This window comes from Nocardiopsis sp. NPDC006832 (assembly GCF_040635885.1).
In the GTDB taxonomy this organism is placed as follows: domain Bacteria; phylum Actinomycetota; class Actinomycetes; order Streptosporangiales; family Streptosporangiaceae; genus Nocardiopsis.
Genome location: NZ_JBEYLC010000080.1, coordinates 1 through 24,359, shown reverse-complemented (window position 1 = coordinate 24,359; position 24,359 = coordinate 1). Strand labels below are relative to the sequence as shown.

The following is a 24,359-nucleotide window of genomic DNA, read 5'->3' as shown; positions in this document are numbered from 1 at the left end:
CCGAACTCCCTGATGCGGTCGCCGAATCCCGCCCCCTGCGGGTGCTGTCCGATACCTTCTCCGACGCGGTGCACCTGCGCAACGACCTTTTCTCCTACCAGCGCGAGGTTCAGGAGGAGGGCGAGAACTCCAACGCGGTGCTCGTGTTCGAACGGTTCTTCGGCCACTCCACCCAGGAGGCGGCGGTGCTGGTCAACGACCTGCTCACCGCACGGCTCATCCAGTTCGAGGACACCGCGTTGGGCGAGGTGCCCGAGTTGCTCACCGAACACGCGGTACCCCGGCACGCGCAGGCCGGGGTGGCCGCCTACGTCAAGGGTCTCCAGGACTGGCAGGCCGGCGGTCACGAGTGGCACGCGCGTTCCAACCGGTACATGAACGAGGGCCTGGCCGCCCGACCGGCCGGGGAACTCAAGGGCCCCACCGGCTTGGGCACGTCGGCGGCGCGACCGGTGTTCACATCGCTGCTTCCAGGGGTGCGGCACCGTGCTCGGCAACACTCCCACCAGGCGTTCCGTCCGGTAGGGGAGTTGGCGGAGCCCGACCTGTACATGCCGTACCCCATCCGCACCAACTCGCGGATCGACGACGCCCGGAGTTACGCGGTCGGTTGGGCACGGCGGATGGGCCTGTTCGACTCGGTGCCGGGTGTGGAGATCGGCGGGGTGTGGGACGAACGGCAGTTCATAGGTCTGGACCTGGCCCACTGCGCCGCGATGATCCACGCCGACGCGGAGTTCGACCAGCTCTGCCTGTCCTCGGACTGGTTGGCCTGGGGCACCTACGGTGACGACTACTTCCCCGTGGTGTTCGGGGCGGCGCGCGACCTGCCGGCGGCCAAGGTGTGCAACGAACGGCTGTCGTCGTTCATGCCGCTGGACCTGGGGGCCACCCCGACGCCCGTCAATCAGATCGAACGCGGGCTGGCCGACCTGTGGCGGCGCACGGCGGGTCCCATGCGCCCGGCGGCCCGGGCGACGTTCCGCCGGGCGGTGGAGGACATGACCTCCAGCTGGGTGTGGGAACTGGAGAACCAGGCCTACCACCGGGTGCCCGACCCGGTCGACTACCTGGAGATGCGTCGGAGCACGTTCGGTTCGGACATGACGCGTAGCCTGGCCAAACTGGCGAGCTTCCCCGATGTGGACCCGGCACTGTTCCAGAACCGGACCATACGCGAGCTGGAGACCGCCGCCCAGGACTACGCCTGTTTCACCAACGACCTGTTCTCGTACCAGAAGGAGATCGAGTTCGAGGGGGAGGTGCACAACCTCGTCCTCATCGTGGAGCACTTCTTCGACGTGGACCTCCACACGGCCCGCGACATCGTGGCGGACCTGATGCGGGCCCGCATGGAGCAGTTCGAGCACATCCTCGCCAACGACCTGCCGAAGCTGTTGGCCGACCTCGACCTTGACGAGGCGACCTCCCGAGCACTGCTGCGCGACACCGAGAACATGAAGGAGTGGATGTCGGGGATCTTGGAGTGGCACCGCAGGTGTGTCCGTTACACCGAGGCGGAGCAGCGTCGACTGCGCACCCCGAAGAACGTGCGCGACCACGTGCCGCTCGACCACGCATGGGCACCGACCGGCCTCGGTACGTCGGCGGCCCGCCTGACCACACTGCTGAGGACACGCTGACCGGGGGAAAGGAAGGGGAGGGTTCGTGTTCGTGGGCGACCCTGGGGCCATGGTCCAAGCCGTGGCCGGGCACGAACCCGAACCGCTCCTCCCCTGTGACCAGGGATTTCCTTCGTGTCCGAGGGGGACTCGAACCATCCCCTACAGGACCCGAGCCCGCTGGTTCTGAGTGCGGATCTGTCGCTGGACGGGTGGTGACCTGCGATGGATTCCTCCCGCCGGCCCCGCCGGCCGACCATCGCCGCCGAGTCACGAATCAGGGATGACTCAGGTCGGGCAGAGCGTGTCCTGGGTCGGCAGGTCGCCCTCGACCAGGAAGTCCGTGGTCGTGTCTTGCGCGCAGGCGTTGTCGCCGTTGACGTAGACGCCGTGTCCGCTGCCGTCGACGCTCACCAGCCGGGACCGCTGCCCGAACTTCTCGTTGAGCATCTCCCCGCCCCGGTGCGGCGTGACCGGGTCGCGCTGGTTCTGCACGATCAGGACATTGCTCGGCCCCTCGTCAAGGACCTCCACCGGCGGCTCGGCCGGTTCGTGCGACCAATAGGCGCAGGGCATGATGTTGGCACTGGCGGCGCCGAACAGCGGGTACCTCTCCCGATCCTGGGCGACGCTACGCTGATAGGTGCCGACGTCCTCGGGCCATTCCACGTCGTTGCAGGTCACGGCGAGGAAAACCGACCAGTTGTTGTCGAAGGGCGACGGCTCGGCACCCATCGTCGGCTGGGCGCCGGGGGCCGACACCACAAGGGGTGCGATCCCGTCCGACGCCTCCCCGGCCGCCGTGTCGGAGCCGAGCACCTCCTGCCACAACTCCGCCAGTCGGGGGTACGTCGAATCGTGGTAGAGGAACCCGAAGGTGGCCAGCCGGAAGAGGCCGCCGTCCATGTGGCCCTCGTCCGTGTCCACCGGGTTCTCGTCGAGTCGCTCGGCGAGCTCGAAGTAGGTTCGGCGCACCTCCTCCGATGAGTCGCCCAAGCCGTACTCATCGTGGCGTTCGGCGACCCATCGCGCGAAGTCCGGGAAGGTCTCTTCGACGCCCAGGCCGTACCTGCGCATCCCCTCGTGGTCGAGGTGGGTGTCACCGATGTTGCTGTCGAGCACGATCCGGTCGGAGCCTTCGGGGAACATCGAGGCGTAGGCCGCGCCCAGCGCCGAGCCGTAGGAGGCGCCGTAGAAGCTGGCCTTCCGCTCGCCGAGCGCCTCCCGGATCCGGTCCAGGTCACGGGCCGTGTTCGCCGTCGTCACGTGGCGCAACCGTCCGTCGGTGTCGTTGTCCGCGCACTGGTCGGCGATCATCTCCGCGTGACCGGCCTGCTCGGCGACCGCCGCCTCGTCGACCGCGTACGGCGGGACGGCGCCCCGGTAGTCCTGGTCGACGCCGATGCCGCAGTGCACCGGAGCGGAGTACCCGATTCCGCGGGTGTCCATGCCGATCAGGTCGTAGCTGTCCGAGACCTCGGCGGGCAGGCCCCGAGAGACCAGGTCCGCCGGAAACGCCAGCCCGGATCCGCCCGGGCCGCCCGGGTTGAACAGCAGCACGCCACGTCTTTGGTCCGGGTCCCGGCCGGCCAGCCGGGACACCATGATCTCGATCTCGGGGCCCTCGGGGTCGGCGTAGTCCAGCGGCACCGGTACCAGGCCGCATTCGATCCGGGGCGCCTCGGCCGCCACATCCTCGGGGCAGGCGCCCCACTCCACCTGTGCCTGTGGTTCCTCGCCCCTGTCGTCCGCCATGGCCGGTGCCGCGACCAGCGGCCCGGCGAGGCCGATCAGCGCCATCACGGTCCAACTCCGGCCTGCTCTACGCCTTCGTTCCATGTTCGCCCTCATCTGTTGTCGGTTTCACGCTTTTGCCACTCGCCCACGAGCCCGCGCCGAGCTCTTCGGTCTATGGCGGTGCGGGTCGGGGATGTCCCGGCCCAGGGCGGTAGGTCAGGTGCCGCAAGAGGGTTTCGGCCGGCCCACGCCGCCCCGTGCGGCGCAGGACGTCGGCGATGACGACGGTGACCACCCACGTGGCGACGGCGACCCCGGCGGCCGCTGCGGCGCCCAGACCGCCGCCCAGGTCGAGCAGCGATGGTTCGGTGGCCACCAACCACACCGGCGACTGGGCGATGTAGAAGGTCATCGACCGTCGGCCGCACGCCACCAGCGCGTTCGTCACCCGGCCGCGCCGGTCGTTGACGCGGACCGCGACGAGCGCGATGGCCGCCGCGAAGGCGAGCCCACCGGCGACGCCGGTCGCTCCGAACACCGCCGAGGCGACGACGCCGACCTCAGGGGTATCCGGTGTCCACACGCCCACGGCCCGCAGGGCGACCGGCTGTGCTCCCAGCACGGCGACAGGGAATCCGATCAGCACCACACCGCGCAGGAGCGGCCTGTAGCGGTCGGGCTGCTCCAGCACACGCATCCGGCCGGCCCAGACACCGATCAGGACCGAAGGCATTACGGCCAGTCCGGCGATCGGCACCACCGGGAGCGCACTGGCCCGTAGCATCGCGCTGTCCACGAGGGTGGGTCCCACAGGCAGTGGCGTGTCGGCTCCGGCGACTACTTGAAGTGCGGCGGAGGCCGCGGCGCCGAGCACGAGGGTGAGCGCGGCGATCGTCCACAGCCGACGATCGGACCAGGACACCGCCCCGGCGAACATCAGGGCGAACACACCGTAGGCACCGATGACGTCCCCGCTGTAGAGCAGGACGACGTGGGCCACACCGAACACGATCATCCAGGCACCGCGTCGACGTATCAGTCTCCGCGCCTGTGCCGAGTCCCCGCCGGGTCCGGAGCGGCGCCGGGTCATCTGCACGAGGCCGTACCCGAAGAGGAGCCCGAACAAGGGAGCGGCCCGCCCGTCGACGACGGACGTCAGCAGCCACTGGACGGCGACGTCGAGCGGGCCACCGCCAGAGGGCGCGGCCATCGAGAGGCCCCCCGCGTGCAGCATCCGGGAGTGGGCGAGGGCGATGAGTAGCAGCATCAATCCCCGCGCCAGATCCGGCGCCAACAAGCGTTCCGCGTTCGGCGTCGGTGCGGCCGACCCGCCCGCAGGCTGACGGGACCCGAACATGGGTCTGAACATGGGTTCGACGCTAGTGAAGCCGTCCGTTGCCGCATATCGGTCGAAGGGTTCGGGGACACTCGACCAAAGTCGGCGTCCTTGTCGAAGTCCGCTGCCGTACACGAACGATCGGGGCCCGAAGGGGTCTCAAGGCTCCTCGTGAGCCGTCCACGTTGAGGGCCGCCCCCGCACCGTGTGGCTCGACGGTCCGGTCGCAACCCGGGCCAACAAGAAAGGCCCCGCTGAGCGGGGCCTTCGATTGTGTCCGAGGGGGGACTTGAACCCCCACAGCCTTAACGGCCACTAGCACCTCAAGCTAGCGCGTCTACCTATTCCGCCACCCGGACGTGGGTGTCTGGCGCCGTAGCGCCGAACAGGTTCAACCATAGCAAAGGTCTGAGGGGCCCCGAACCAGTTTTTCGGTGGGGGTGACCGGCTTCCAGACGAGAGGAGAGCGTGACAAGGTCTAGGGCGAAAGGTGCGGCCGGCAGACGGGAGAGCCAGATGGCGCAAGACAGTGATCCGAGCGCGGCGGAGGTCGAGGTCGTCGACCTGTGCCGAGAGCTCATCGAGTTCGACACCTCCAACTATGGCGACCATTCCGGCCCCGGTGAGCGCAAGGCCGCGGAGTATGTCATGGGCCGTCTCGACGAGGTCGGGGTGGAGTCCGAGATCTACGAGAAGCACCCCGGGCGCAGCAACGTGGTGGCGCGGATCACGGGTGAGGATTCCGGTCGTCCCCCTCTGCTCATCCACGGACACCTCGACGTGGTGCCCGCGGCCGCGGAGGACTGGACGCATCATCCGTTCGCCGCCGAGGTCGCCGACGGTTGTGTCTGGGGCCGTGGCGCGGTCGACATGAAGAACATGAACGCGATGGTGCTGGCCACGCTGCGGCAGCGACTGCGTGAGGGGCGACGTCCTCCGCGCGACATCGTCCTGGCCTTCGTCGCCGACGAGGAGGCCGGCGGTACCTGGGGCGCCCAGTACCTGGTGGACGAGCACCCCGAGCTGTTCGCGGACTGCGACTCCGCGATCAGCGAGGTCGGCGGGTTCTCGTTCACGGTCAACGAGAACCGGCGCGTGTACCTGGTGGAGACCGCGGAGAAGGGCATCGCGTGGATGAAGCTCACCGCGCGCGGCACCGCGGGCCACGGGTCGATGACCAACGACGACAACGCCGTCACCGAACTGGCCGCCGCGGTCGCCAGGCTCGGTGAGCACCGGTTCCCCGTGCAGCTCACACCCACGGTCCGGACCTTCCTGGAGGAGATCTGCGAGGAGTTCGGGATCCCCTTCGAGGAGAAGGACGTGGACGCCACGGTGGCGCGGCTGGGTCCGATCGCGAAGATGATCGGTGCCACGCTGCGCAACACCCTGAACCCGACGGTGCTGGGCGGTGGCTACAAGGCCAACGTGATCCCGGGTGAGGCCACCGCCCAGGTGGACGGTCGTTTCCTGCCGGGGACCGAGGAGGAGTACTTCGCCAAGATCGACGAACTGCTCGGTCCGAAGGTGAGCCGTGAGTTCATCCACCACCTTCCCGCGGTGGAGACCTCCTTCGACGGTGGCCTGGTCACCGCGATGTCGGAGTCGTTGCTGGCGGAGGACCCGGGCGCCAAGGCCGTCCCGTACTGCCTCTCGGGCGGTACCGACGCCAAGAGCTTCTCGCGGCTGGGTATCCGCAACTTCGGGTTCTCCCCGCTGAAGCTGCCGCCGGAGTTGGACTTCGCCGGCATGTTCCACGGGGTGGACGAACGTGTCCCCGTGGACGGTCTCCAATTCGGAGTCCGTGTGTTGGACCGATTCATCGACATGAGCTGACCGGAATTATTCGGGACGACCGCTCCTGAACCTGGACGAACCGCACCGAGAATTTCTCGGTGCGGTTCGTTTTTCCGGTTGTGGTCACTCGGTGTGATGCTACGGTTGCTTTCAGTTCGAAGGTGACTCCGTCTTTTCGGGGGCCGACGACCGACCGTGGGCGACAACGCCGCGCGGGACCGTCCAGTAGTAGTCGAGACAAGGGGGCATCCATGGTGCTCGCGAGCCGGGAGTGGCTGGTGTCCTCCAGTCGCGCTGCTCGCAACACCCGTGGTGTCTACGCCCGACTGCTGCTCCTGTCCGGAATCGTCGCGGTCGCGTGGATCGCCGGCGGTGTCGGGGTCGCGTACAGCGACACCGGCGCCGAATCCGGTGGCCTCGTCGACAGCGTGCTCGGTGTCGACGACGCCGCCGAACGCACCGGTCAGGCCGCGACCGAGGAGATCCGGCAGGCCCGGATCTCCGAAACCGCGGCCCACGCCACCGCCTCCACCGAGGCCGTCACCGAAAGGGTCGTCCCGCAGGCGACCTCGCTTCCCGCCACCGCGCTGGAGGACACCGGTGTCTCCGGTGCCCTGCAGGAGAGCCGGGTCGGTTCCATCGCCGAGACCGCGGTCGACGACACCGCGCGGACCGTCGACGGAACCGCTCGCGGGGCCTCCGACCTGGTCGGAGGGGTCGCCCGAACCGGCAAGGACATGGTTCGGGCCACCGACGAGTCGCTGCGCGAGGGCGACCTCGTCGACGGCGTCACCGCAGGACTGAACGAATCCGTCGGCCACCACGGGATCGACTCCGTCACCGAACCCGGCGGCCCCTTGGGCCTGCCGCTCCTCGGTGCCGACGACCCCATCTCCTCCTCTTCCGTCGACCGTCCCAAGGACGAGGACGAAGAGGACGAGGAAGCGGACGAAGAGCCCGCGCGCATGGGACCGCACGCCGACCATGGCGTGCCCGTCCACGTCACCGAGACCGGTCTGCGCATGGCCGAGGAGGCCGCTCAGGCCGCCACGGCGCAGACCGCTCAGGACGACGACGCCGAGCGCATCCGTCTCATCGGCGGTGGCTCCCACCACCAGGTCGGACCCGACGCCACCGGTGCGTCGGCCCCGTCCTTCCCCGCTCCCGGTGCCGCCGGCTTCCTCATGAACCGGTCCGGCCACATGGAGCTCCGGGCCCAGCGGGTCGCCCTTCCCGGCGACCCCACCCTGGTCGTGCGCGACGCCGCGGACGACCCTTCCTTCTCGCCTGACTAGCCGCTTCCCGCAGGGATCGCGGCCGGTCGGTGCGCCTTCGCGCACGAGCACCCCATCGTTTCCGAGGTGGGTGTGCGTCTCACCCCAGGCGCTTCACGCCGGGTGACCGTCCGTGGTCCATGAGTGGCAGATCCGACTCTCGTCGACCAAAGGACATGACACCCGATGACCCGATCAACCCACACCCGTGTCGCGGCCCTCATCGCCGCAGGCCTCCTCGCCACCACCGCCTACGGGACCGCCTACGCCGACACCACCACCAGCGGTAACGGTTCCATCGGTGGCGGCAACCAGATCGAGGCAGACGTCGACGCTCCCGTCAACGTCTGCGGCAACGCCGTCGCGGTTCTCGGCGTGGCCGGTGCCGAGTGCACCGACGGTGAGGCCGAGGTGACCGAGCCGGAGCGACCGGACGACGGTTACGAGGGCTACGACCCGGAGGAGCCCGAGCCGGAGGAGACCCCCGAGGAAGAACCCCCGCGGGAAGAAGAGATCTCCGAGGAGGAGCCGGAGCCGGAGGAGACCCCCGAGGAAGAGCGTGAGGAGCAGGTCGAGGAGGACCCGGAGGACCTCGCCGACGAGGGCTCCGTTCCGAACGCGGAGACCGCGGACCAGGGCCCCTCGGCTCCCCCCGCGGACGAGTCCCGCCTCGCGGTCACCGGTGCCGACCAGAGCGCGCTGACCGGCCTGGTCGCCGCCGCGGTCCTCGCCATCGCCGCGGGTGTCGGCTTCATCTTCTACGGCCGGCGCCACAAGGCCCGGGCCTGATCGGACTCCCGGGCCCTCGGGTCCGGGGGTTGACGCGAGTCCCGCAGCACCGGCCAAGGCCTTGTGCTCGGGGTTCACGTCAGCCGCCGCTCAACCAGAGCGGGAGCTGATCGACGGGGTGCGGGCGTCCGTACGCAGCCAGCGAGGACGCGACGCGACCGTACCCAACAGACCGGCGAAGACGCACCGCCCAGGTGCGGAGCCGACCGGATGATCCCCGGCCTTGGTCGAAGGCCCACATCCCACCCAGGGGTGTGGAACGGCCTGTGGCCCCATGCACGACACCTTCTCTACTACTCGTTCTCTCGAAAGGACTTCCCACATGCGTAAGTGGGCCAGCACCTCCGCGAAGACCGTGCTTCTGGCCGCGGGCTTCGTCGCCCTGGGCAGCGGCGTGGCGCTCGCCGACAGCGACGCGGCCACCAGCGGCAACGGTTCGCTGCTGGGCGGCAACCAGGCGGTCGTCAACGGCGACGTCCCCGTCAACGTGACCGGCAACGCCATCGGTGCGGTCGCCGGCGTCGCGGGTGCCTCCAGCACCGGTTCCGACGCCAAGGTGATCGACCACCAGCACAACGAGGTGCACACCTCGGGCAACGGTTCGCTGCTGGGCGGCAACCAGCTCGTGGTCGACGGCGACGTCCCGGTGAACGTCACGGGCAACGCGATCAGCGCGGTCGGCGGCGTCGCGGGTGCCTCCAGCACCGGCAGTGACTCCAAGGTCCTGCACGAGTCCGGCCACGGCCACGGCCACGGCCACGGACACGGTGGCGAGGACATCGCGACCTCCGGCAACGGCTCCCTGCTCGGCGGCAACCAGCTGGTCGGCGACCTCGACGTTCCGGTGAACGTGTCCGGCAACGCGATCGGTGCCGTGGGCGGCGTCGCGGGCGCGGCGGCCACCGACGCCGACGCGATCGTGCGCGACCACCAGAGCGCGCCGGTCGAGCACCAGGCCGGGCAGTTCACCGCCACCGACCTGCTCAACGAGGCCGTCGAGAACGCCCAGATCCTGCCGGACACCTCCGGTGTGGACGCCGGCGTGCTGCGTCAGTCGGCCCCGGTCCGTGAGCACCAGTCGATCGCGACCTCCGGCAACGGTTCCGCGCTGGGCGGCAACCAGCTCGTCGCGGACCTGGACGTCCCCGTGAACGCCGCGGGCAACGCGGTCGGTGCCGTGGGCGGCGTGGCCGGCGCGGCCACCACCGACAGCGACGCCGTGGTCAAGGACGTCGAGCAGGACATCGCGACCTCCGGCAACGGTTCGTTGGCCGGCGGGAACCAGCTCGTCGCCGACGCGGACGTCCCCGTCAACGTCGCGGGCAACGCCGTGGGCGCCGTGGCCGGTATCGCCGGTGCGAGCGCCACCGACGCCGACTCCAAGGTGGTGGAGCACCAGAGCGCCGAGACCGAGGCCCAGGCCTCCGCGTTGGACAGTGTGCCGGGGGTCGACCAGCTGCCCGAGGTCCCCGTCTCCGAGATGCTGCCGGTCGACTACAGCGTGAGCGAGACCGCGGACCAGGCCGTGGCGGAGCAGGCTTCGGCCGAGCTGCCCGAGGCCACCGAGGTGCCCGAGGTCGACCCGGTGGGCGACCTGCTGGGCGCCGCGGGCGTCGGCCTGTAGTACCTGAGCGGGTCCGTCGACGGACCCGCGCGGGGGTGTGACCCGGACACGGACACCCGTCCGTCCGAGGGAGTGCGTCCCACCGTTCCGTTTGGAACGCGGTGGACTGCGGTGGACACGCTCATCCCGAGGCGAACGGCGGACGATGGCCGGGGAACACCGTTCCCGCGAGCGGCGTACGCGCGCCGCGCACGACGAGTCGGAGGAAGTCGCCTCCGCGCCCCCGTTCCGTTTGGAACGCGGTGGACTGCGGGGGAGCGGAGGTGGCGACCACCGGTTCGAGAACACGAGTCGAGTCCTCCCGGGAATATCCGGGAGGACTCGTCGCATTTTGAGGGCAGAACACCCCGGAGTCGATAAGTGTGACGCAAGTCACTGTCCTAGGGTGTTCGGGGTGCTCGTCAGAGCCACCGAGAGGCCGGGGGAGAGGGTTGCCACGGTCGCAAATACACGTTACGGGCCGGTACCGGTCCGATGAGCGCTTATTCTGCGGGTGCCGGTGGGTGTGGGGTCGTGTGACCGACGACGAGGCGAACTCGGGTGCGGCCGACCCGGTCCGCTCACCGACGGGGGAGTGCCTGTAGTTCGGTTACTGTCGGTTCCCACGGGAGCCGAAGGACCACGGCCGAGAGAAAACGTAAGGCTAGACGTAGGGGAAACAGCGTGCCAGCCACGAAGGGCAGCGCCGGCAAGAACGGCTCGAAGGACAACGGAAGCCAGGGGACGGGGACCACTCTGGTCATCGTCGAGTCACCGGCCAAGGCCAAGACCATCGCCGGTTACCTGGGGCGCGGCTACGTCGTGGAGTCCAGCATCGGGCACATCCGTGACATGCCGGCCAAGGCCGCGGAGATCCCCGCCAAGTACAAGGGGGAGTCCTGGGCGCGGCTCGGTGTCGACGTCGACGGCGACTTCGAACCGCTCTACGTCGTCAACACCGACAAGAAGGCCCACGTCAAGAAGCTCAAGGAGCTGCTGGCCGAGGCCGACGTACTCCTGCTCGCCACTGATGAGGACCGCGAGGGCGAGGCCATCGCCTGGCACCTGCGCGAGGAGCTCAAGCCCAAGATCCCCGTCCGTCGGATGGTCTTCAACGAGATCACCAAGGACGCCATCCAGCACGCGGCGGACAACACGCGCGAGCTCAACACCCGTCTGGTCAGCGCTCAGGAGACGCGCCGCATCCTGGACCGTCTCTACGGCTACGAGGTCTCACCCGTGCTGTGGAAGAAGGTCATGCCCAAGCTCTCGGCGGGCCGGGTGCAGTCCGTGGCCACCCGACTGGTGGTCGAGCGCGAACGCGAGCGGATGGCCTTCACCTCCGCCGAGTACTGGGACATCAAGGCGGTCTTCGACGCCGCCGGAGCGGTCGCCGACGCCCCCGCCAGCTTCCCCGCCACGCTTTTGTCGGTCGACGGCAAGCGCGTGGCCGCCGGTCGCGACTTCACCCCCCAGGGTTCGATCCGTTCCGACCGGGACGTGCGCCACCTCGACGAGGCCGCTGCCCGGGGCCTGGCCGAACGCCTCTCCGGAACCGGCTTCGCGGTCTCCTCCGTGGAGCGCAAGCCCTATCGCCGCTCTCCGTACGCGCCGTTCCGCACCACCACCCTCCAGCAGGAGGCCTCCCGCAAGCTCAACCTGTCCGCGAAGCAGACCATGCAGGTCGCCCAGCGGCTGTACGAGCACGGGCACATCACCTACATGCGTACCGACAGCACCACGCTGTCGGACAGCGCGGTCAAGGCCGCCCGTGATCAGGCACGACGTCTCTACGGCGGCGACCACCTGCCGGACAAGCCGCGTGTGTACGCCAAGAAGGTCAAGAACGCCCAGGAGGCCCACGAGGCCATCCGTCCGGCGGGCGAAACCTTCCGCGTCCCCGCCGAGACCGGCCTGTCCGGCCCCGAGTTTCGCCTCTACGAGCTCATCTGGAAGCGCACCGTCGCCTCCCAGATGAAGGACGCGGTCGGCGAGTCCGTCACCGTCCGCATCGAGGGCACCTCCTCCGACGGTGAGGTCGCCGAGTTCAGCGCGAGCGGCAAGGTCATCACCTTCCACGGGTTCCTCAAGGCCTACGTCGAGGGTTCCGACGACCCGGCCGCCGACCTGGACGACCGTGAGCGCCGCCTGCCCGCCCTGAGCGAGGAGGACCCGGTCAAGGCGCAGAGCCTGGAGGCCGAGGGGCACAGCACCCGGCCGCCGGCGCGCTACACCGAGGCCACCCTGGTCAAGGAGCTGGAGGAGCGGGAGATCGGCCGCCCCTCCACCTACGCGGCCATCATCGGCACCATCCAGGATCGCGGCTACGTGTTCAAGAAGGGCACGGCGCTGGTGCCGTCCTTCCTGGCCTTCGCCGTGGTGCAGTTGTTGGAACGCCACTTCGGAAACCTGGTGGACTACGAGTTCACCGCGCGTCTGGAGGACGTCCTCGACGACATCGCCCGGGGCGAGACCGAGAGCCTGCCGTGGCTGCGGCGCTTCTACTTCGGTGGACAGACCCCCGAGGGGCGGCAGGAGACGGGTCTCAAGGACCTGGTGGTCGGTGACCACCTGTCCGAGATCGACCCCAAGGAGGTCAGCTCGCTGCCGCTGCCCGGCACCGACATCGTGCTCCGGGTCGGTCGATTCGGCCCCTACCTGGACCGTGACGGAACCAGGGTGAACGTGCCCGAGGACCTGGCGCCGGACGAGCTCACCCCGGCCAAGGCCGAGGAGCTGTTCGCCCAGCCCAGCGGTGACCGTGAGCTCGGGGTCGATCCCGAGACCGGGCGCACCATCCTCGCCAGGTCCGGTCGATACGGCCCCTACGTGACCGAGGTCATCCCGGAGCCGGAGGAGGCCGAGGGCGAGACCAAGCCCAAGGGCAAGGCCAAGGCGAAGGTCAAGCCGCGCACCGGTTCGCTGCTCAAGAGCATGGACCTGGACACGGTCACCCTGGAGGACGCGCTCCGTCTGCTGTCCCTGCCCCGCGTGGTGGGGGAGCTCGACGGTGAGGACGTCACCGCGCAGAACGGCCGGTTCGGCCCGTACCTGAAGAAGGGCACCGACAGCCGCTCCCTCGAAAACGAGGAGCAGATGTTCACGATCACCCTCGAAGAGGCCAAGGCGATCTTCGCGCAGCCCAAGCAGCGTGGTCGTCGTGCCGCCGCTCCGCCGCTGCGCGAGCTCGGTGAGGACCCGGAGAGCGGCGCCAAGATGGTGATCAAGGACGGTCGCTTCGGCCCCTACGTCACCGACGGGGAGGTCAACGCCTCCCTGCGCAAGGACGACGAGGTCGCGTCGATCACCGACGAGCGCGCCGCCGAACTCCTGGCCGAGCGTCGGGCCAAGGCTCCGGCCAAGAAGGCGCCCGCCAAGAAGAAGGCCCCGGCCAAGAAGACGACCGCGAAGAAGACGACCACGACCACCACCAAGAAGGCGGCGACGCGCAAGCCCGCCGCCAAGAAGACCGGCGAGCCGAAGAGCACCGCCACGGAGTGACGTCCTGTGCGTCTTGGTGACCGCCCACCCGGGTATCTCTCATGAGAGGAGTTCGGATGGGCGGTTTCCGCTGTTTCGTAACGGAGACGGGACCTCATCCCCTGTCGGGGAATGATCTTCCGTACTACGCTGTGTCGGGCTGATGAGGGCGCGGAATCGTGTGTGAGCCCCGGAGGCATCCCCGAATCCCGGACAGGCGATGGACGCCTGTCAGTACCGATCCCCCTCATCGATAATCTTGAGCGCTATGAGCAGATCTGCACCCCTGGGAGCGCCGGCCGAGGCGCAGAACGTCCTCGCGATCACACCCTTCCGAAGGTTGTGGGTCTCACTTTCCCTTTCCAGCCTGGGTGACTGGCTGAGCCTTCTGGCACTGGTGTCCCTCGCGGCCATCTTCACCGCCGACGGCTCCACACTCGTTCAGTACCTCGCCATCGCCGGGGTCGTCGCCATCAAGCTGGCCCCCGCGGTCCTGCTCAGCCCCCTGGCGGGGCTCGTGGCCGACCGTCTCGACCGTCGATGGACGATGGTCGGCGGCGACGTCCTGCGCGGCCTTCTGTACGCGTCCATCCCGGTCATGGGCCTGTCGGTCCCCGGGTTCGCGTTGCAGTGGCTGCTGATCGCGGGGCTGCTGGCGGAGATCGTGGCCCTGTTCTGGACCCCCGCGCGGGACGCCACCATCGCCGTTCTCGTTCCCAAACGCATGCTGGGCCAGGCCGGCCGCCTGACCCTGTTGGCCACCTACGGAGCCGCGCCCGTCGCGGCCCTGCTCTTCGCGGCCCTGGCCTCGGTGGGCAACCTCTTGGGCGCGTTGGTGCCGTCCATGGCCGACCCCGCCGCGGACGTCGCCCTCTACATCAACGCCCTCACCTTCTTCGTCGCCGCGATCGTGGTGGCCGGGCTGCCGCTGCCCAAGCACACCGTGTCCAAGACGTCGCTGAGCCCCAACCGGGACGCGGCGCTGATGAGTGCGCTCGGCAACGGGCGTCGGGCGGTGGGCGCCGGTCCGCTCATCCGAGGCGTGCTCTTCGGGCTCGCCGCCACCGCCGCCGCGGGTGGTCTGGTCATCGGCCTGGGTCGACCGCACGTGGAGAACCTCGGAGCGGGCAACGCCGGCTTCGGCGTCCTGGTGGCCGCGCTCTTCCTGGGTCTGGGTCTGGGCGTGGTCTCCGCGCCGCGCGTGCTCAAGCAGTTCAGCCGTCGCCGCTTCCTCGGACTGTCCGTGGTACTGGCCGCTCTGGCACTGCTCATCGCCGGCGCCGTCACGGACATGGTCCTGTCGGCCGTCCTCGCGTTCGTGTTCGGTCTGGGCGCGGGCCTGGCCTGGGCCACCGGCACCTGGCTGATCAACGTCGAGGTCGAGGAGGACCGACGCGAGAGCGCGTTCGCCCTCCTTCACGCCACCGGACGGGTCGCGCTGCTCGCCGCCGCCGTCCTCGCCCCGATCGCGGCCGGATTCGCCGGGGACCACGAGTTCCCGCTCGGCGGGCCCCTCACCTACTCCCTGTACGGCAGTGGACTGGTCCTCCTCGTGGGTGGTCTCATCGCCCTCGCGCTCGGCTTCGTCACCTACCACCAGGCCAACGCCGAGGACCCCGACGCGGGCCCGGGTCTGATCCCGGAGCTGTTCGCCGCCCTGCGCGGGGTCAGTCCGCGTACCGAGGAGGCCGAGGAGGCCTCCGTCGCCGGGGCCTTCATCGTCCTGGAGGGAGGAGAGGGCGCCGGCAAGTCCACCCAGGTCCGTGACCTGACCGTGTGGCTGCGCGACCAGGGATTCGAGGTGGTGGGCACCCGCCAGCCGGGCGCCACCAAACTGGGCATGCGACTGCGCGGCCTCCTGCTGGACCGGGAGAACTCGCACATCACCGACCGTGCCGAGGTGCTTCTGTACGCGGCGGACAAGGCCGACCACGTGCAGCAGGAGATCCTGCCGGCGTTGCGCCGCGGCGCCGTGGTGATCAGCGACCGCTACGTCGACTCGTTGCTGGCCTATCAGGGAGCCGGGCGCGACCTGGCGGTCTCCGAGATCCAGGAGATCAGCGACTGGGCCACCCAGGGGCTGGTGCCGACCCTGACGGTGCTGCTGGACGTGCGTCCCCAGGAGGGGCTCGCGCGGCTGGGTGGCCCCGCCGACCGGATCGAGTCGGAGTCGGCCGAGTTCCACGAGCGCGTTCGGAAGGGCTTCCGCGCCCTGGCCGAAGCCGAACCGGACCGCTACCTGGTCCTGGACGCGAGCGAGAGCCGGGAGCGGATCGCCCGTGAGATCCAGCGTCGGGTGCGCCCGCTGCTGCCCGACCCCATCGACGCCGAATCCGAGGCCGTCACCGGCATGATCCCGGTGATCAGACCGGAGTAGCGCCGGGGACAGAGGGCTTCACGCGTAGGGGCCTCCCATCGGATCCGCCGATCCGGTGGGAGGCCCCTACGCTCTTCCGTGAGGGTGTGGTCGTGTCCCGGTCGAGGACCCATCCGAGGACCGGGACACGGTGTCCTCGGTCGGGGATCAGTCGACGGAGACCTCTTCGGGGGTCAGCAGGGCCTGGAAGGTGATCGGACCGACCTCACCGTCGGCGTCGATCTCCGCCCCGGTCTGGAAGTCGACCACCGCCGCACGCGTGGCCCCGCCGAACAGACCGTCCATGTCCAGGTCGTAGCCGTGGCCGGAGACCAGCGCGTACTGCACGGCCTTCACCCGGTTGCCCTCGGCGCCTTGGCGGACGATGCCCAGGTCCTCGGTCAGGGCCTCCCAGGTCGGCTCGTCGACGACCCCGTTCGCGTCGAGGCCCTTGTCCCCCTGATAGTCCGTCACGGCCTCGGTCAGCCGCTCGTCGAACACCTCCGTGGCCTCGGTGACGTCGAGGTAGCCGTACTCCACCAGCAGGAACTTGACGACCGCGACCTCCCAGGTCTCCTGGCCCTCCTCCAGTTCGGGCCACGCGGCGGCCTCGATCGCGGCGACCACCTCGGGCGGCGTGTTCGGTCCGTCCGCCAGCGCGGCCGGCGCCCCCGCGAGGCCGAACCCGGCGACCATGGCCCCCGACGCGAACAGCATCGTGATCCCTCGTGCCTTCGACATGTGTACTCCTTCTGTGGTTCGGGCGGCGCCCCCGTCGCGGCCGCCCTCTCCAAAGAGAGATCCGTCACCCCCGGTCGAGGTTCACCCCGAAACCCCTTCTGACCTGGTCCGGCCCCGATGGCAACCGGAAGGGAAGGGTCGCGTCGGGTTCCCTGGGAGGGCGTGGGTCCCCCTCGGATCCGAGAAGGAGGGCCTGTGGAAAACGGTCCGGGCGTCGGTGCCGGCTCCTATCCTGGAGACCGGATCAGTGAGTCGTGGATAGGGGAAGCGCGTGACGGTCTTCGACGACCTCGTCGGCCAACAGGTGGCCGCCGCCCAACTGGGGCGCGCGGTCCAGGGCGCCGCCGACCTCCTCTCCGGGGGACGGGGCGCCGGCATGACCCACGCGTGGCTGTTCACCGGCCCACCCGGCTCGGGCCGCGAGGAGGCCGCGCGTGCCTTCGCCGCGGCCCTGCAATGCCGTGAGGGCGGCTGCGGCCACTGCGACTCCTGTCACCAGGTCCTGACCGGCACCCATCCGGACGTGCTCTACGTACGCCCCAGCGGGCTCAGCTTCGGTGTGTCGGCCACCCGTGACCTGGTGCTGCGGGCCGGATCCAAGCCCTCGGGCGGCAACTTCCGGATCGTGCTCTTCGAGGACGCAGACCGTGCCACCGAGGCCGCGTCCAACGCCCTGCTCAAGGCGGTGGAGGAACCCTCGCCACGAACGGTGTGGCTGCTGTGCACCCCCACCCCGGACGACCTGCTCATCACGATCCGCTCCCGCTGCCGTCTGGTCACCCTGGCCACCCCCGGAACCCGGCAGATCGTCGACTCCCTCGTGCGGCGCGACGGGGTGGACACCGTGACCGCCGAGGCCGCCGCCCGGGCCGCCGCGGGCCGCGTGGACCGGGCCCGGCAACTGGCCACGGAGCCCGAGGCGCGCCGCCGCCGGGAGGAGGTCCTGTCCATCCCGGTCGGGCTGACCGGCCTGGGCGCCTGTGTCACCGCCGCCGCCCGGCTGTACGAGATCGCCGAGGAGGAGTCCAAGGCGCTCACCACGGCGTTGAACGAGAAGGAGAAGGGCGAACTCAAGGCGGCCTTCGGCGAGGGTTCCACCGGTAAGGGCGTGGCCAAGGCCATCCGCGGCGCCGCCGGGGCGCTCAAGGACCTGGAGGAGCGGCAGAAGCGCCGGGCCACTCGGATCAAGCGCGACTCCTACGACCGTGCCCTGCTGGACCTGGCCGCCTTCTACCGGGACGTCCTGGCGCTCCAACTGGGCGCGACCGTGGAACTGTCCACCGTGGAACGCTCCGGGGACCTGGAACGGATCGCCCGCTCCGGCCCACCCGAGGCGACCCTGCGCCGGATCGACGCGATCATGGCGTGCCGGGAGCGGATCGCCGCGAACGTGCACCCGCAGATCGCCATGGAGGCCATGACCTCCGCCCTGCTGGCGGGCTGAGAACCGACCGAACGAGAACCGGTCGGGGCCCTGTAGGGCCCGGGGCCGAGCACGCGACCGGGTCCGCGACAATCGGGACGCGACGTGTTGGACGAGTGGAGGCGGATTCGGGTGGGGCTGAGGGCGCGGGTAGGGGCGACGCTGCTCGGAGTGGCGGTGCTGGTCACCGGCTGCACCTCCGGTGACGGTGGGGCCGAAGACGACGGCGCGGTCACGGGTTCCGTCGACTTCGCCGAGCAGGAACTCGACTGGCGGGAGTGCGACAGCGGTCTGCCCGAGAGCGAGTGCGCGGTCTTCGAGGTTCCGCTGGACTACGAGGAACCGGAGGGGGAACGCATCGAGATCGCGGTCAAGCGTGTACCCGCCACCGGAGACGAGGTGTTGGGCTCCCTGGTGGTCAACCCGGGCGGTCCGGGCGGTTCCGGCCACGACTTCGTGGACCACAGCCCCTACACGCTCAGCCAGACGGTGCGTCGACAGTTCGACGTGGTCGGCTTCGACCCCAGGGGAGTGGGCCGCAGCACCCCTCTGACCTGTCTGGAGGCCGAGGAGATCGACGAGTTCCTCGGTACCGACTACGGAACCGGGCCGGGCGCCGACGACATGGCCGACCTCAGCCCCCAGGGACTGGCCCAGATCGAGGAGGGCAGCCGCGAGTTCGTCGAAGCCTGTGAGGAGAGCGCGCCCGACCTGATGCGCAACATCGGCACCGCCGACGTCGCCCGTGACATGGACCTGCTGCGCGGGCTCCTGGGCGACGAGAAGCTCACCTACCTCGGAGCCTCCTACGGCACCCACATCGGTGCTCAGTACGCCGAGCAGTTCCCCGACAACGTGCGCGCGCTCGTCCTTGACGGCGCGGTCGACCCGGCCCAGGACCAGCTGAGTGTGAGCGTCCAGCAGGCCACCGGTTTCGAGACGGCGCTGCACGCCTTCGTCGGGGACTGTCTGAACCAACAGGACTGCCCGCTCGGTGATTCGGGCGACGGCGTCGACCAGGGGATCGCCGCCCTGGAAGCGTTCTTGGAGGAGGCCGCGACACAGCCGTTGGAGACCACCACCGACGACGGCCGCGAGGTCAACCGGGCCCGCGCCGAACTGGGGGTACTGGCCGCCCTGTACACCGAGAACTGGTGGCCGCGGGTGCGCGAGGCGCTCACCGACGCCATGGAGGGCGGCGACGGCACCGGGCTGTTGTTGCTGGGCGACGACCTGTACAGCCGGGGCGACCTGGACGAGTACGAGAACTCCACCTCCGCGCTCACCGCGGTGAACTGCTCCGACTCCCCGGCCCCACGCGAGGTGGAGGCCTACGCCGAGGCCGCCGCCATGGCGGGGGAGGAATCCCCGGTCTTCGGTCCGATGCTGGCCTGGGGCGCCCTGCCATGCGCGTTCTGGCCGGAGGACGCGGTGGCCGAAACGCCGGACCTGACCGGTGCGGGGGCCGACCCGATCATGGTGGTGGGCACCACCCGCGACTCCGCCACCCCCTACGCCTGGTCCGAGTCGCTGGCCGACCAGCTGGAGTCCGCCTTCCTGGTCACCCGGGACGGCGACGGTCACACCGGCTACCGGATGGGCGACGAGTGCGTCGACCAGATCGTGGACGACTACCTGCTGGAGTTGGCGGTGCCCGAGGACGGGATGGCCTGCGCCCCGAACCTCGCCGGCTGACCGAGACGACCCGGAGCCGCCGGCCGGCTCCGGGTGTGCGGCCCACTCGCGGGAGGCGCTAGACTGGTTCCTGCTTCGGCACGTACGAACGCGTGCCGGTGTGCCGCCTTAGCTCAGTCGGTAGAGCGATTCACTCGTAATGAATAGGTCATCGGTTCGATTCCGATAGGCGGCTCCACCAGAACGCCGTCCCGGTCACGGGGCGGCGTTCTTTTTTCGGCGTCGCGGGGCGGCGGGTGGGGGTGAAAGCGGCGCTACGGTACGAAGCGCCACATTCCCCTTGAGCCCCTCCAGGAGCCGACTCATGCACTCGGTACGCGTGTCGAAGACCGACCCCAACGCCTACCTCTCGCTGTCGGACGCGGTGACGGCCTTTCGGATCCGGAACCTGACGGAGGGCCTCTACCTCCACGTGGAGCCCGGCACCTACGAGGAGGAACGACCGCTCTCCTACCCCGGGCCGCTGATGATCGTGCCCACCCATGGGCCGGAGACCGTGGAACTCGCCGTGGACGGGGACCGCGCGGTGATCGAAACCGAACACCCCCTTGAGCTCTACGGGATGCTGATCCGCTCCAAGAGCCGGGACCGACCGCAGATCGAGGTGCGGGGCGGTGGCCGGCTCAAGGCGGTCGACAGCTGGTTCGTGGGCCGTGTCCCGGTACGTCTGCGAGGGAAGGGCGAAAGCGAGTTCGTCGACTGTCGGTTCGTCGGCACCGGGCTGGAATGGCGTGGTGGAACCGGCCGGATGCACCGTTGCGTCTTCCACCAGGCGGGTATGTCCCTCAGGGAAGGGGCTGCGGTGGTGGCCGACGTACTCCGGTTCTCGGGCTTCGAGGGCGGGGACGTGGGCGCGCCGACCCTGGAGTTCTCTTGGTCTCGGGCGAGGATCACCGACTGCGTGATCATTGATGGCGGGTTCAACGAGACGGCCTCCGTGGACTACGTCGTACGTGCCACCAACGGATCCGTGGTCCACTTCACGGAGCTCTCCATCGAGGACGCCGAGAACAAGGCGATCGGGATCCTGGGCGCGACCACACGCGTCGACTTCACCCGTCTCAGGGTGGCCGGCGGCTTTGCCGGTATGTACACGGTCTACGTCCAAGACTCCGAGCGGGTGGGTTTCACCGACAGCCGGATCCGCCACCCCAAGGGCGCCGGAATGAAGACGTGGAAGGCCACCGTCGTCGTCGATGGGCTGACGGTGGAGGAGACGAAGGACACGAACCTCATGGTGGAGGACGGCGTTCTGGAAGGACGAGGACTCACCCTGCGGCATGGACAGAAGGGCGACCTGCTCAACATGATCCGTTCCCGGGGGCGTCTGAGCGACGTGGAGTTGAGCGACCATCACCCCGCCCTGGTGAGGCAGAGCGACGGGCTGGACTACCTGGAGTTCGGGGCGGTGCATGTGAGTAAGGGGGAACTCGAACTGGAGAACGTTCGGGCTTTCGACCTCGACGGGTGGCTGCTCAGCGTGAGGGGCGGAGACGCCGTGTTGTCCTCGGTGGTCGGGGAACGTCTCACCATGACGGCGGTGGTCACCCAGAGTGGCAGAGCACGGTTGAACGATGTGCGATCGACCCAGGGGACCAGGCTCCAGTTGAGCGTGAACACCGCCGGGTTCCTGGAGGTGTCGAACAGTCACTTCGAGGGGTCCGAGTACGGCCTGGCCCGGGCGTACGGTGGTGGTCTCACCCTGCGTTCGACGGTGTTGACCGGTGCCCGAGACGAAGGGGTGCTCGTGGAGGGAGCCGGATCGGTCCTGCTGGAGGACTCCGAGATCCGCGACTGCGGAGGGGCGGGGATCGTCGTGCGGGACGAAGCCGGGAAGGTCCGCCTCGTGCGCTCGACGATCGCGGAAACCGGCGGTGCCGGGATCTGGGGAGACAGGGACGCGACCTATGAGTTCGAGGACTCCCTGCTCCGGGACAACGATCTGAACCAGGTGAAGGGCCCCACCGCGGAGCCCGACCCGGAGCCGGATCCCTCCGCCAAGGATTGACTCTCGGTCGGACCTGCGACGACGGGCCGGAACCGGCCAGGCCGGATCGCACCCTCCACGGGTTCGGTGCCCCCGTGAACGCTAGGGTGCGTAACGCACACAGCCCCTCACCTCCGGAGCAGACGCATGCACACGGTCCGCGTGTCCCAGAGCGATCCCGGCGCCTTCCGTTCCCTGGGAGCCGCCGTCCGCGCACCCTTGTACGCGAACACGGACCTGTACCTGCACGTCGATCCGGGACACTACGTCGAGGACCAGATCGTCTCTGTGACGCGGAAGATCCTGGTGGTTCCCACCCAGGGGCCGGGGACCGTGGAGATCGCGCCGAGCACCGACACCAACGTCTTCCGGGTCAGACCCGAGGGGAGGTTGGAACTCTATGGCGTCCGGGTCGAGGGAGCCGACGGTGAGTTCCCGCCGCTGTACGTGGATGAGGGTGCCCACCTCAAGACGGTGGACTGTGTGTTCCACTGCAACGTTCGACTGGGCCTGCACGGTCGTTCGCACGAGGTGGTGAACACCCGCTTCGAGGGCGCCGGGATCTACTGGACCAAGGGCGGTGGGGTCGTCCGCGACTGCGTGTTCAAGGACGCGATCCTCAGTTTGGAGGGTGGCGCCTCGCCCACGGTGGAGCGGGTGCGTTTCCACGGGGGCAGTGAGCACCACCACGCACTGTTCGTCTCCGGCAGTGCACCCACCATCACCGAATGTGAGATTCGGGACTGTGGTGCGATCGGGTACTACTCGGTTTGGGTGGACAAGGGTGCCCGACCGAAGTTCACCGACCTGACCGTCGAAGGGGACCGCGGATGGCCGGTGCGGGTCACCGGTTCGGGCACCCGGGCGAAGTTCACCCGGTTGCGCGTGACGGGTGGCGCGGAGGGCGGTGACTCGGTGTACGTGCTGGACGGCGCCGAGGTCGAGCTCGCCGACGCCCGCGTCGAGAGTGCCCCGACGAACGCGGTGTGCGTGGTGGAGAGCACACTCACCTTCGCCGACCTGGTCGTGAAGGGGGTGGAGGGCGCCGCGCTGCACTCGCAGGAGGGCCGGGTGAACGGCCGGGGTTTCCGTGCCTTCGATCTGGGCGGCAACGCGGGCAACTTCGTCAAGAGCCGGGTGAGCCTGACGGGCCTGGAACTCGCCGAGCACCGGAGCGGGGTCGACGAGGGTTTGTTCGGCGTCTACGTATCCGGTGGGAGCGGTGAGTTCAAGGGGGTACACGGACGAGACCTCAAGGGGGCCTGCTTCGGTGTCCACGACGCTCATGTCTGCGTGAAGGACCTGGTCGGGGAGAGGGTCGCCGGTGGAATCCTGGCCCAGGACGACGCCACCGTCGAGGCCCACGGCGTGGAGATCACCGCGCCAGAGGGCAACACCTTCCACGTCAGCACCGGTGCCCGGATGGAGGTGACCGACGCCCGGATCGTCGACGGCGCGTTCGACAACGCCTATGTCGAGGGCGCCCGGCTCGTCCTGCGGTCCTCGACCCTGAGCGGAAGTCGAGGACACGGGGTCTCCGTCCTGGAGGGCGGGGTCGCCACCCTGGAGGACACCGAGATCCGGGACGGGGCCATGAGCGGAGTCAAGGTGCTGGACGCCGAGAGTCGCGCCCGGCTGGTGCGGTGCCAGGTCTCCGGCCACGAGGACAAGGGCGTGGACGCGCACGACGAGGCCGTCGTGCACTTGGAGGACACCGAACTCGCCGACAACAGGGGCGGCGACGAGGTCCGGGCCAAGGCGAGGGCCGCGGAAGGCGCCACCGTCCCCGACGCACCCACGGGCGAGGCCGGGTCCCTGGACGAGCTGCTCGCCGAACTGGACGAGATGGTGGGCCTGGACGGCGTGAAGAAGGAGGTCCGCTCGCTGGTCGACTTCCAGCGGGTGAGCGCCAAGCGCGCCGCGGCGGGGCTGCCGGCGCTCAACGTCAGCCGTCACCTGGTCTTCTCCGGCCCGCCCGGGACCGGCAAGACCACCGTGGCCCGGCTGTACGGCGAGATCCTGCGCTCCCTGGGCGCCCTGGACAACGGCCAGTTCGTCGAGGTGGGTCGCCAGGACCTGGTCGCCGAACACCTGGGTGGTACCAGCGCCAAGGTCACCCAAGCGGTGGAGCGGGCGCGCGGTGGGGTCCTGTTCGTCGACGAGGCCTACGCGCTGTCCCGGAAGTTCGGTTCGGGCAGCGACTTCGGCCAAGAGGCCATCGACACGCTCATCAAGCTGATGGAGGACCTGCGCGAGGAGGTCGTCATCGTCTTCGCCGGTTACTCCAGCGAGATGCGGACCTTCCTCGACGCCAACCCGGGGCTGCGTTCGCGCGTGGCACGGACGATCCAGTTCGAGAACTACTCACCGGAGCAGCTCACCACCATCGTCGAGACGATGGCGCCCAAGCAGGGCTACACGCTGGGGGAGGGCGTTCGTGAGCTGTTGGTCCGCCACTTCCAGGGGCAGAGCCGGGACGAGACGTTCGGCAACGGACGTGAGGCGCGGCGTCTGTTCGA

14 protein-coding genes and 2 tRNA genes are annotated in these 24,359 nt (G+C 69.4%); 12 read left to right on the top strand and 4 right to left on the bottom strand.

What is annotated here, in order from left to right; all coding sequences use genetic code 11:
• The coding region (locus ABZ717_RS25765) for a germacradienol/geosmin synthase (RefSeq protein ID WP_358514919.1) at positions 1-1,643 on the top strand (1,643 nt) is incomplete at its 5' end.
• Positions 1,644-1,910: 267 nt separating this feature from the next.
• On the opposite strand, the gene ABZ717_RS25760 is transcribed toward ABZ717_RS25765, so the two are convergent.
• The 3 genes from ABZ717_RS25760 to ABZ717_RS25750 form a co-directional block, all read right to left on the bottom strand.
• The gene (locus ABZ717_RS25760) at positions 1,911-3,422 is read right to left on the bottom strand and encodes an alpha/beta hydrolase (protein WP_358514916.1); all 1,512 of its coding nucleotides are present in this window, start codon (positions 3,420-3,422) and stop codon (positions 1,911-1,913) included.
• 109 nt (positions 3,423-3,531) lie between these two features.
• The gene (locus ABZ717_RS25755) at positions 3,532-4,728 is read right to left on the bottom strand and encodes a DUF418 domain-containing protein (protein ID WP_358514914.1); all 1,197 of its coding nucleotides are present in this window, start codon (positions 4,726-4,728) and stop codon (positions 3,532-3,534) included.
• Between the two features lie 241 nt (positions 4,729-4,969).
• Positions 4,970-5,054: transfer RNA gene (locus tag ABZ717_RS25750), tRNA-Leu, on the bottom strand.
• 157 nt (positions 5,055-5,211) lie between these two features.
• Here ABZ717_RS25750 and ABZ717_RS25745 point away from each other — a divergent pair.
• The 6 genes from ABZ717_RS25745 to tmk all read left to right on the top strand — a co-directional run bounded on the left by ABZ717_RS25745 (position 5,212) and on the right by tmk (position 16,015).
• Positions 5,212-6,531, top strand: coding sequence for a M20/M25/M40 family metallo-hydrolase (locus tag ABZ717_RS25745; protein ID WP_358514911.1), 1,320 nt, complete (start codon positions 5,212-5,214; stop codon positions 6,529-6,531).
• Between the two features lie 212 nt (positions 6,532-6,743).
• Positions 6,744-7,787, top strand: coding sequence for a hypothetical protein (locus ABZ717_RS25740; RefSeq protein WP_358514908.1), 1,044 nt, complete (start codon positions 6,744-6,746; stop codon positions 7,785-7,787).
• A 165-nt stretch (positions 7,788-7,952) separates the two neighbouring features.
• The gene (locus ABZ717_RS25735; RefSeq protein WP_358514906.1) at positions 7,953-8,555 is read left to right on the top strand and encodes a chaplin family protein; all 603 of its coding nucleotides are present in this window, start codon (positions 7,953-7,955) and stop codon (positions 8,553-8,555) included.
• Between the two features lie 322 nt (positions 8,556-8,877).
• A complete protein-coding gene (locus tag ABZ717_RS25730; RefSeq protein WP_358514903.1) occupies positions 8,878-10,179 on the top strand; it encodes a hypothetical protein in 1,302 nt (433 codons plus the stop codon).
• Between the two features lie 663 nt (positions 10,180-10,842).
• Positions 10,843-13,659 carry a type I DNA topoisomerase gene (gene topA, locus ABZ717_RS25725; RefSeq protein WP_358514901.1) on the top strand — a complete coding sequence of 939 codons (2,817 nt, stop codon included), beginning with the start codon at positions 10,843-10,845 and terminating at the stop codon, positions 13,657-13,659.
• Positions 13,660-13,906: 247 nt separating this feature from the next.
• A complete protein-coding gene (gene tmk / locus ABZ717_RS25720; protein ID WP_358514898.1) occupies positions 13,907-16,015 on the top strand; it encodes a dTMP kinase in 2,109 nt (702 codons plus the stop codon).
• A 147-nt stretch (positions 16,016-16,162) separates the two neighbouring features.
• Here the strand turns inward: tmk and ABZ717_RS25715 are convergent, their stop codons facing one another.
• Positions 16,163-16,735: a peptidoglycan-binding protein gene (locus tag ABZ717_RS25715; RefSeq protein ID WP_358514895.1), complete on the bottom strand. Its 573-nt coding sequence runs from the start codon at positions 16,733-16,735 to the stop codon at positions 16,163-16,165.
• A 271-nt stretch (positions 16,736-17,006) separates the two neighbouring features.
• Here ABZ717_RS25715 and ABZ717_RS25710 point away from each other — a divergent pair, with 271 nt between their 5' ends.
• From ABZ717_RS25710 to ABZ717_RS25690, 5 genes are all read left to right on the top strand, one after another.
• On the top strand, positions 17,007-18,179 hold the full coding sequence (locus ABZ717_RS25710) for a DNA polymerase III subunit delta' (protein ID WP_358514892.1): 1,173 nt from the start codon (positions 17,007-17,009) through the stop codon (positions 18,177-18,179).
• A gap of 111 nt (positions 18,180-18,290) precedes the next feature.
• Positions 18,291-19,853: an alpha/beta hydrolase gene (locus ABZ717_RS25705; protein ID WP_358514922.1), complete on the top strand. Its 1,563-nt coding sequence runs from the start codon at positions 18,291-18,293 to the stop codon at positions 19,851-19,853.
• A 102-nt stretch (positions 19,854-19,955) separates the two neighbouring features.
• Positions 19,956-20,031: transfer RNA gene (locus ABZ717_RS25700), tRNA-Thr, on the top strand.
• Between the two features lie 126 nt (positions 20,032-20,157).
• Complete coding sequence (locus tag ABZ717_RS25695; protein ID WP_358514890.1) at positions 20,158-21,861, top strand: right-handed parallel beta-helix repeat-containing protein; 1,704 nt, start codon at positions 20,158-20,160, stop codon at positions 21,859-21,861.
• A gap of 126 nt (positions 21,862-21,987) precedes the next feature.
• A partial coding sequence (locus tag ABZ717_RS25690; protein WP_358514887.1) for a right-handed parallel beta-helix repeat-containing protein occupies positions 21,988-24,359 on the top strand: 2,372 nt, incomplete at its 3' end.

Excerpts from the sequence above, each read along its gene's own strand:
- ABZ717_RS25760 (WP_358514916.1), bottom strand. The coding sequence starts at position 3,422 with ATGGCGCTGATCGGCCTCGCCGGGCCGCTGGTCGCGGCACCGGCCATG.
- ABZ717_RS25755 (WP_358514914.1), bottom strand. The coding sequence starts at position 4,728 with ATGTTCAGACCCATGTTCGGGTCCCGTCAGCCTGCGGGCGGGTCGGCC.
- ABZ717_RS25745 (WP_358514911.1), top strand. The coding sequence starts at position 5,212 with ATGGCGCAAGACAGTGATCCGAGCGCGGCGGAGGTCGAGGTCGTCGAC.
- ABZ717_RS25740 (WP_358514908.1), top strand. The coding sequence starts at position 6,744 with ATGGTGCTCGCGAGCCGGGAGTGGCTGGTGTCCTCCAGTCGCGCTGCT.
- ABZ717_RS25735 (WP_358514906.1), top strand. The coding sequence starts at position 7,953 with ATGACCCGATCAACCCACACCCGTGTCGCGGCCCTCATCGCCGCAGGC.
- ABZ717_RS25730 (WP_358514903.1), top strand. The coding sequence starts at position 8,878 with ATGCGTAAGTGGGCCAGCACCTCCGCGAAGACCGTGCTTCTGGCCGCG.
- tmk (WP_358514898.1), top strand. The coding sequence starts at position 13,907 with ATGAGCAGATCTGCACCCCTGGGAGCGCCGGCCGAGGCGCAGAACGTC.
- ABZ717_RS25715 (WP_358514895.1), bottom strand. The coding sequence starts at position 16,735 with ATGTCGAAGGCACGAGGGATCACGATGCTGTTCGCGTCGGGGGCCATG.
- ABZ717_RS25695 (WP_358514890.1), top strand. The coding sequence starts at position 20,158 with ATGCACTCGGTACGCGTGTCGAAGACCGACCCCAACGCCTACCTCTCG.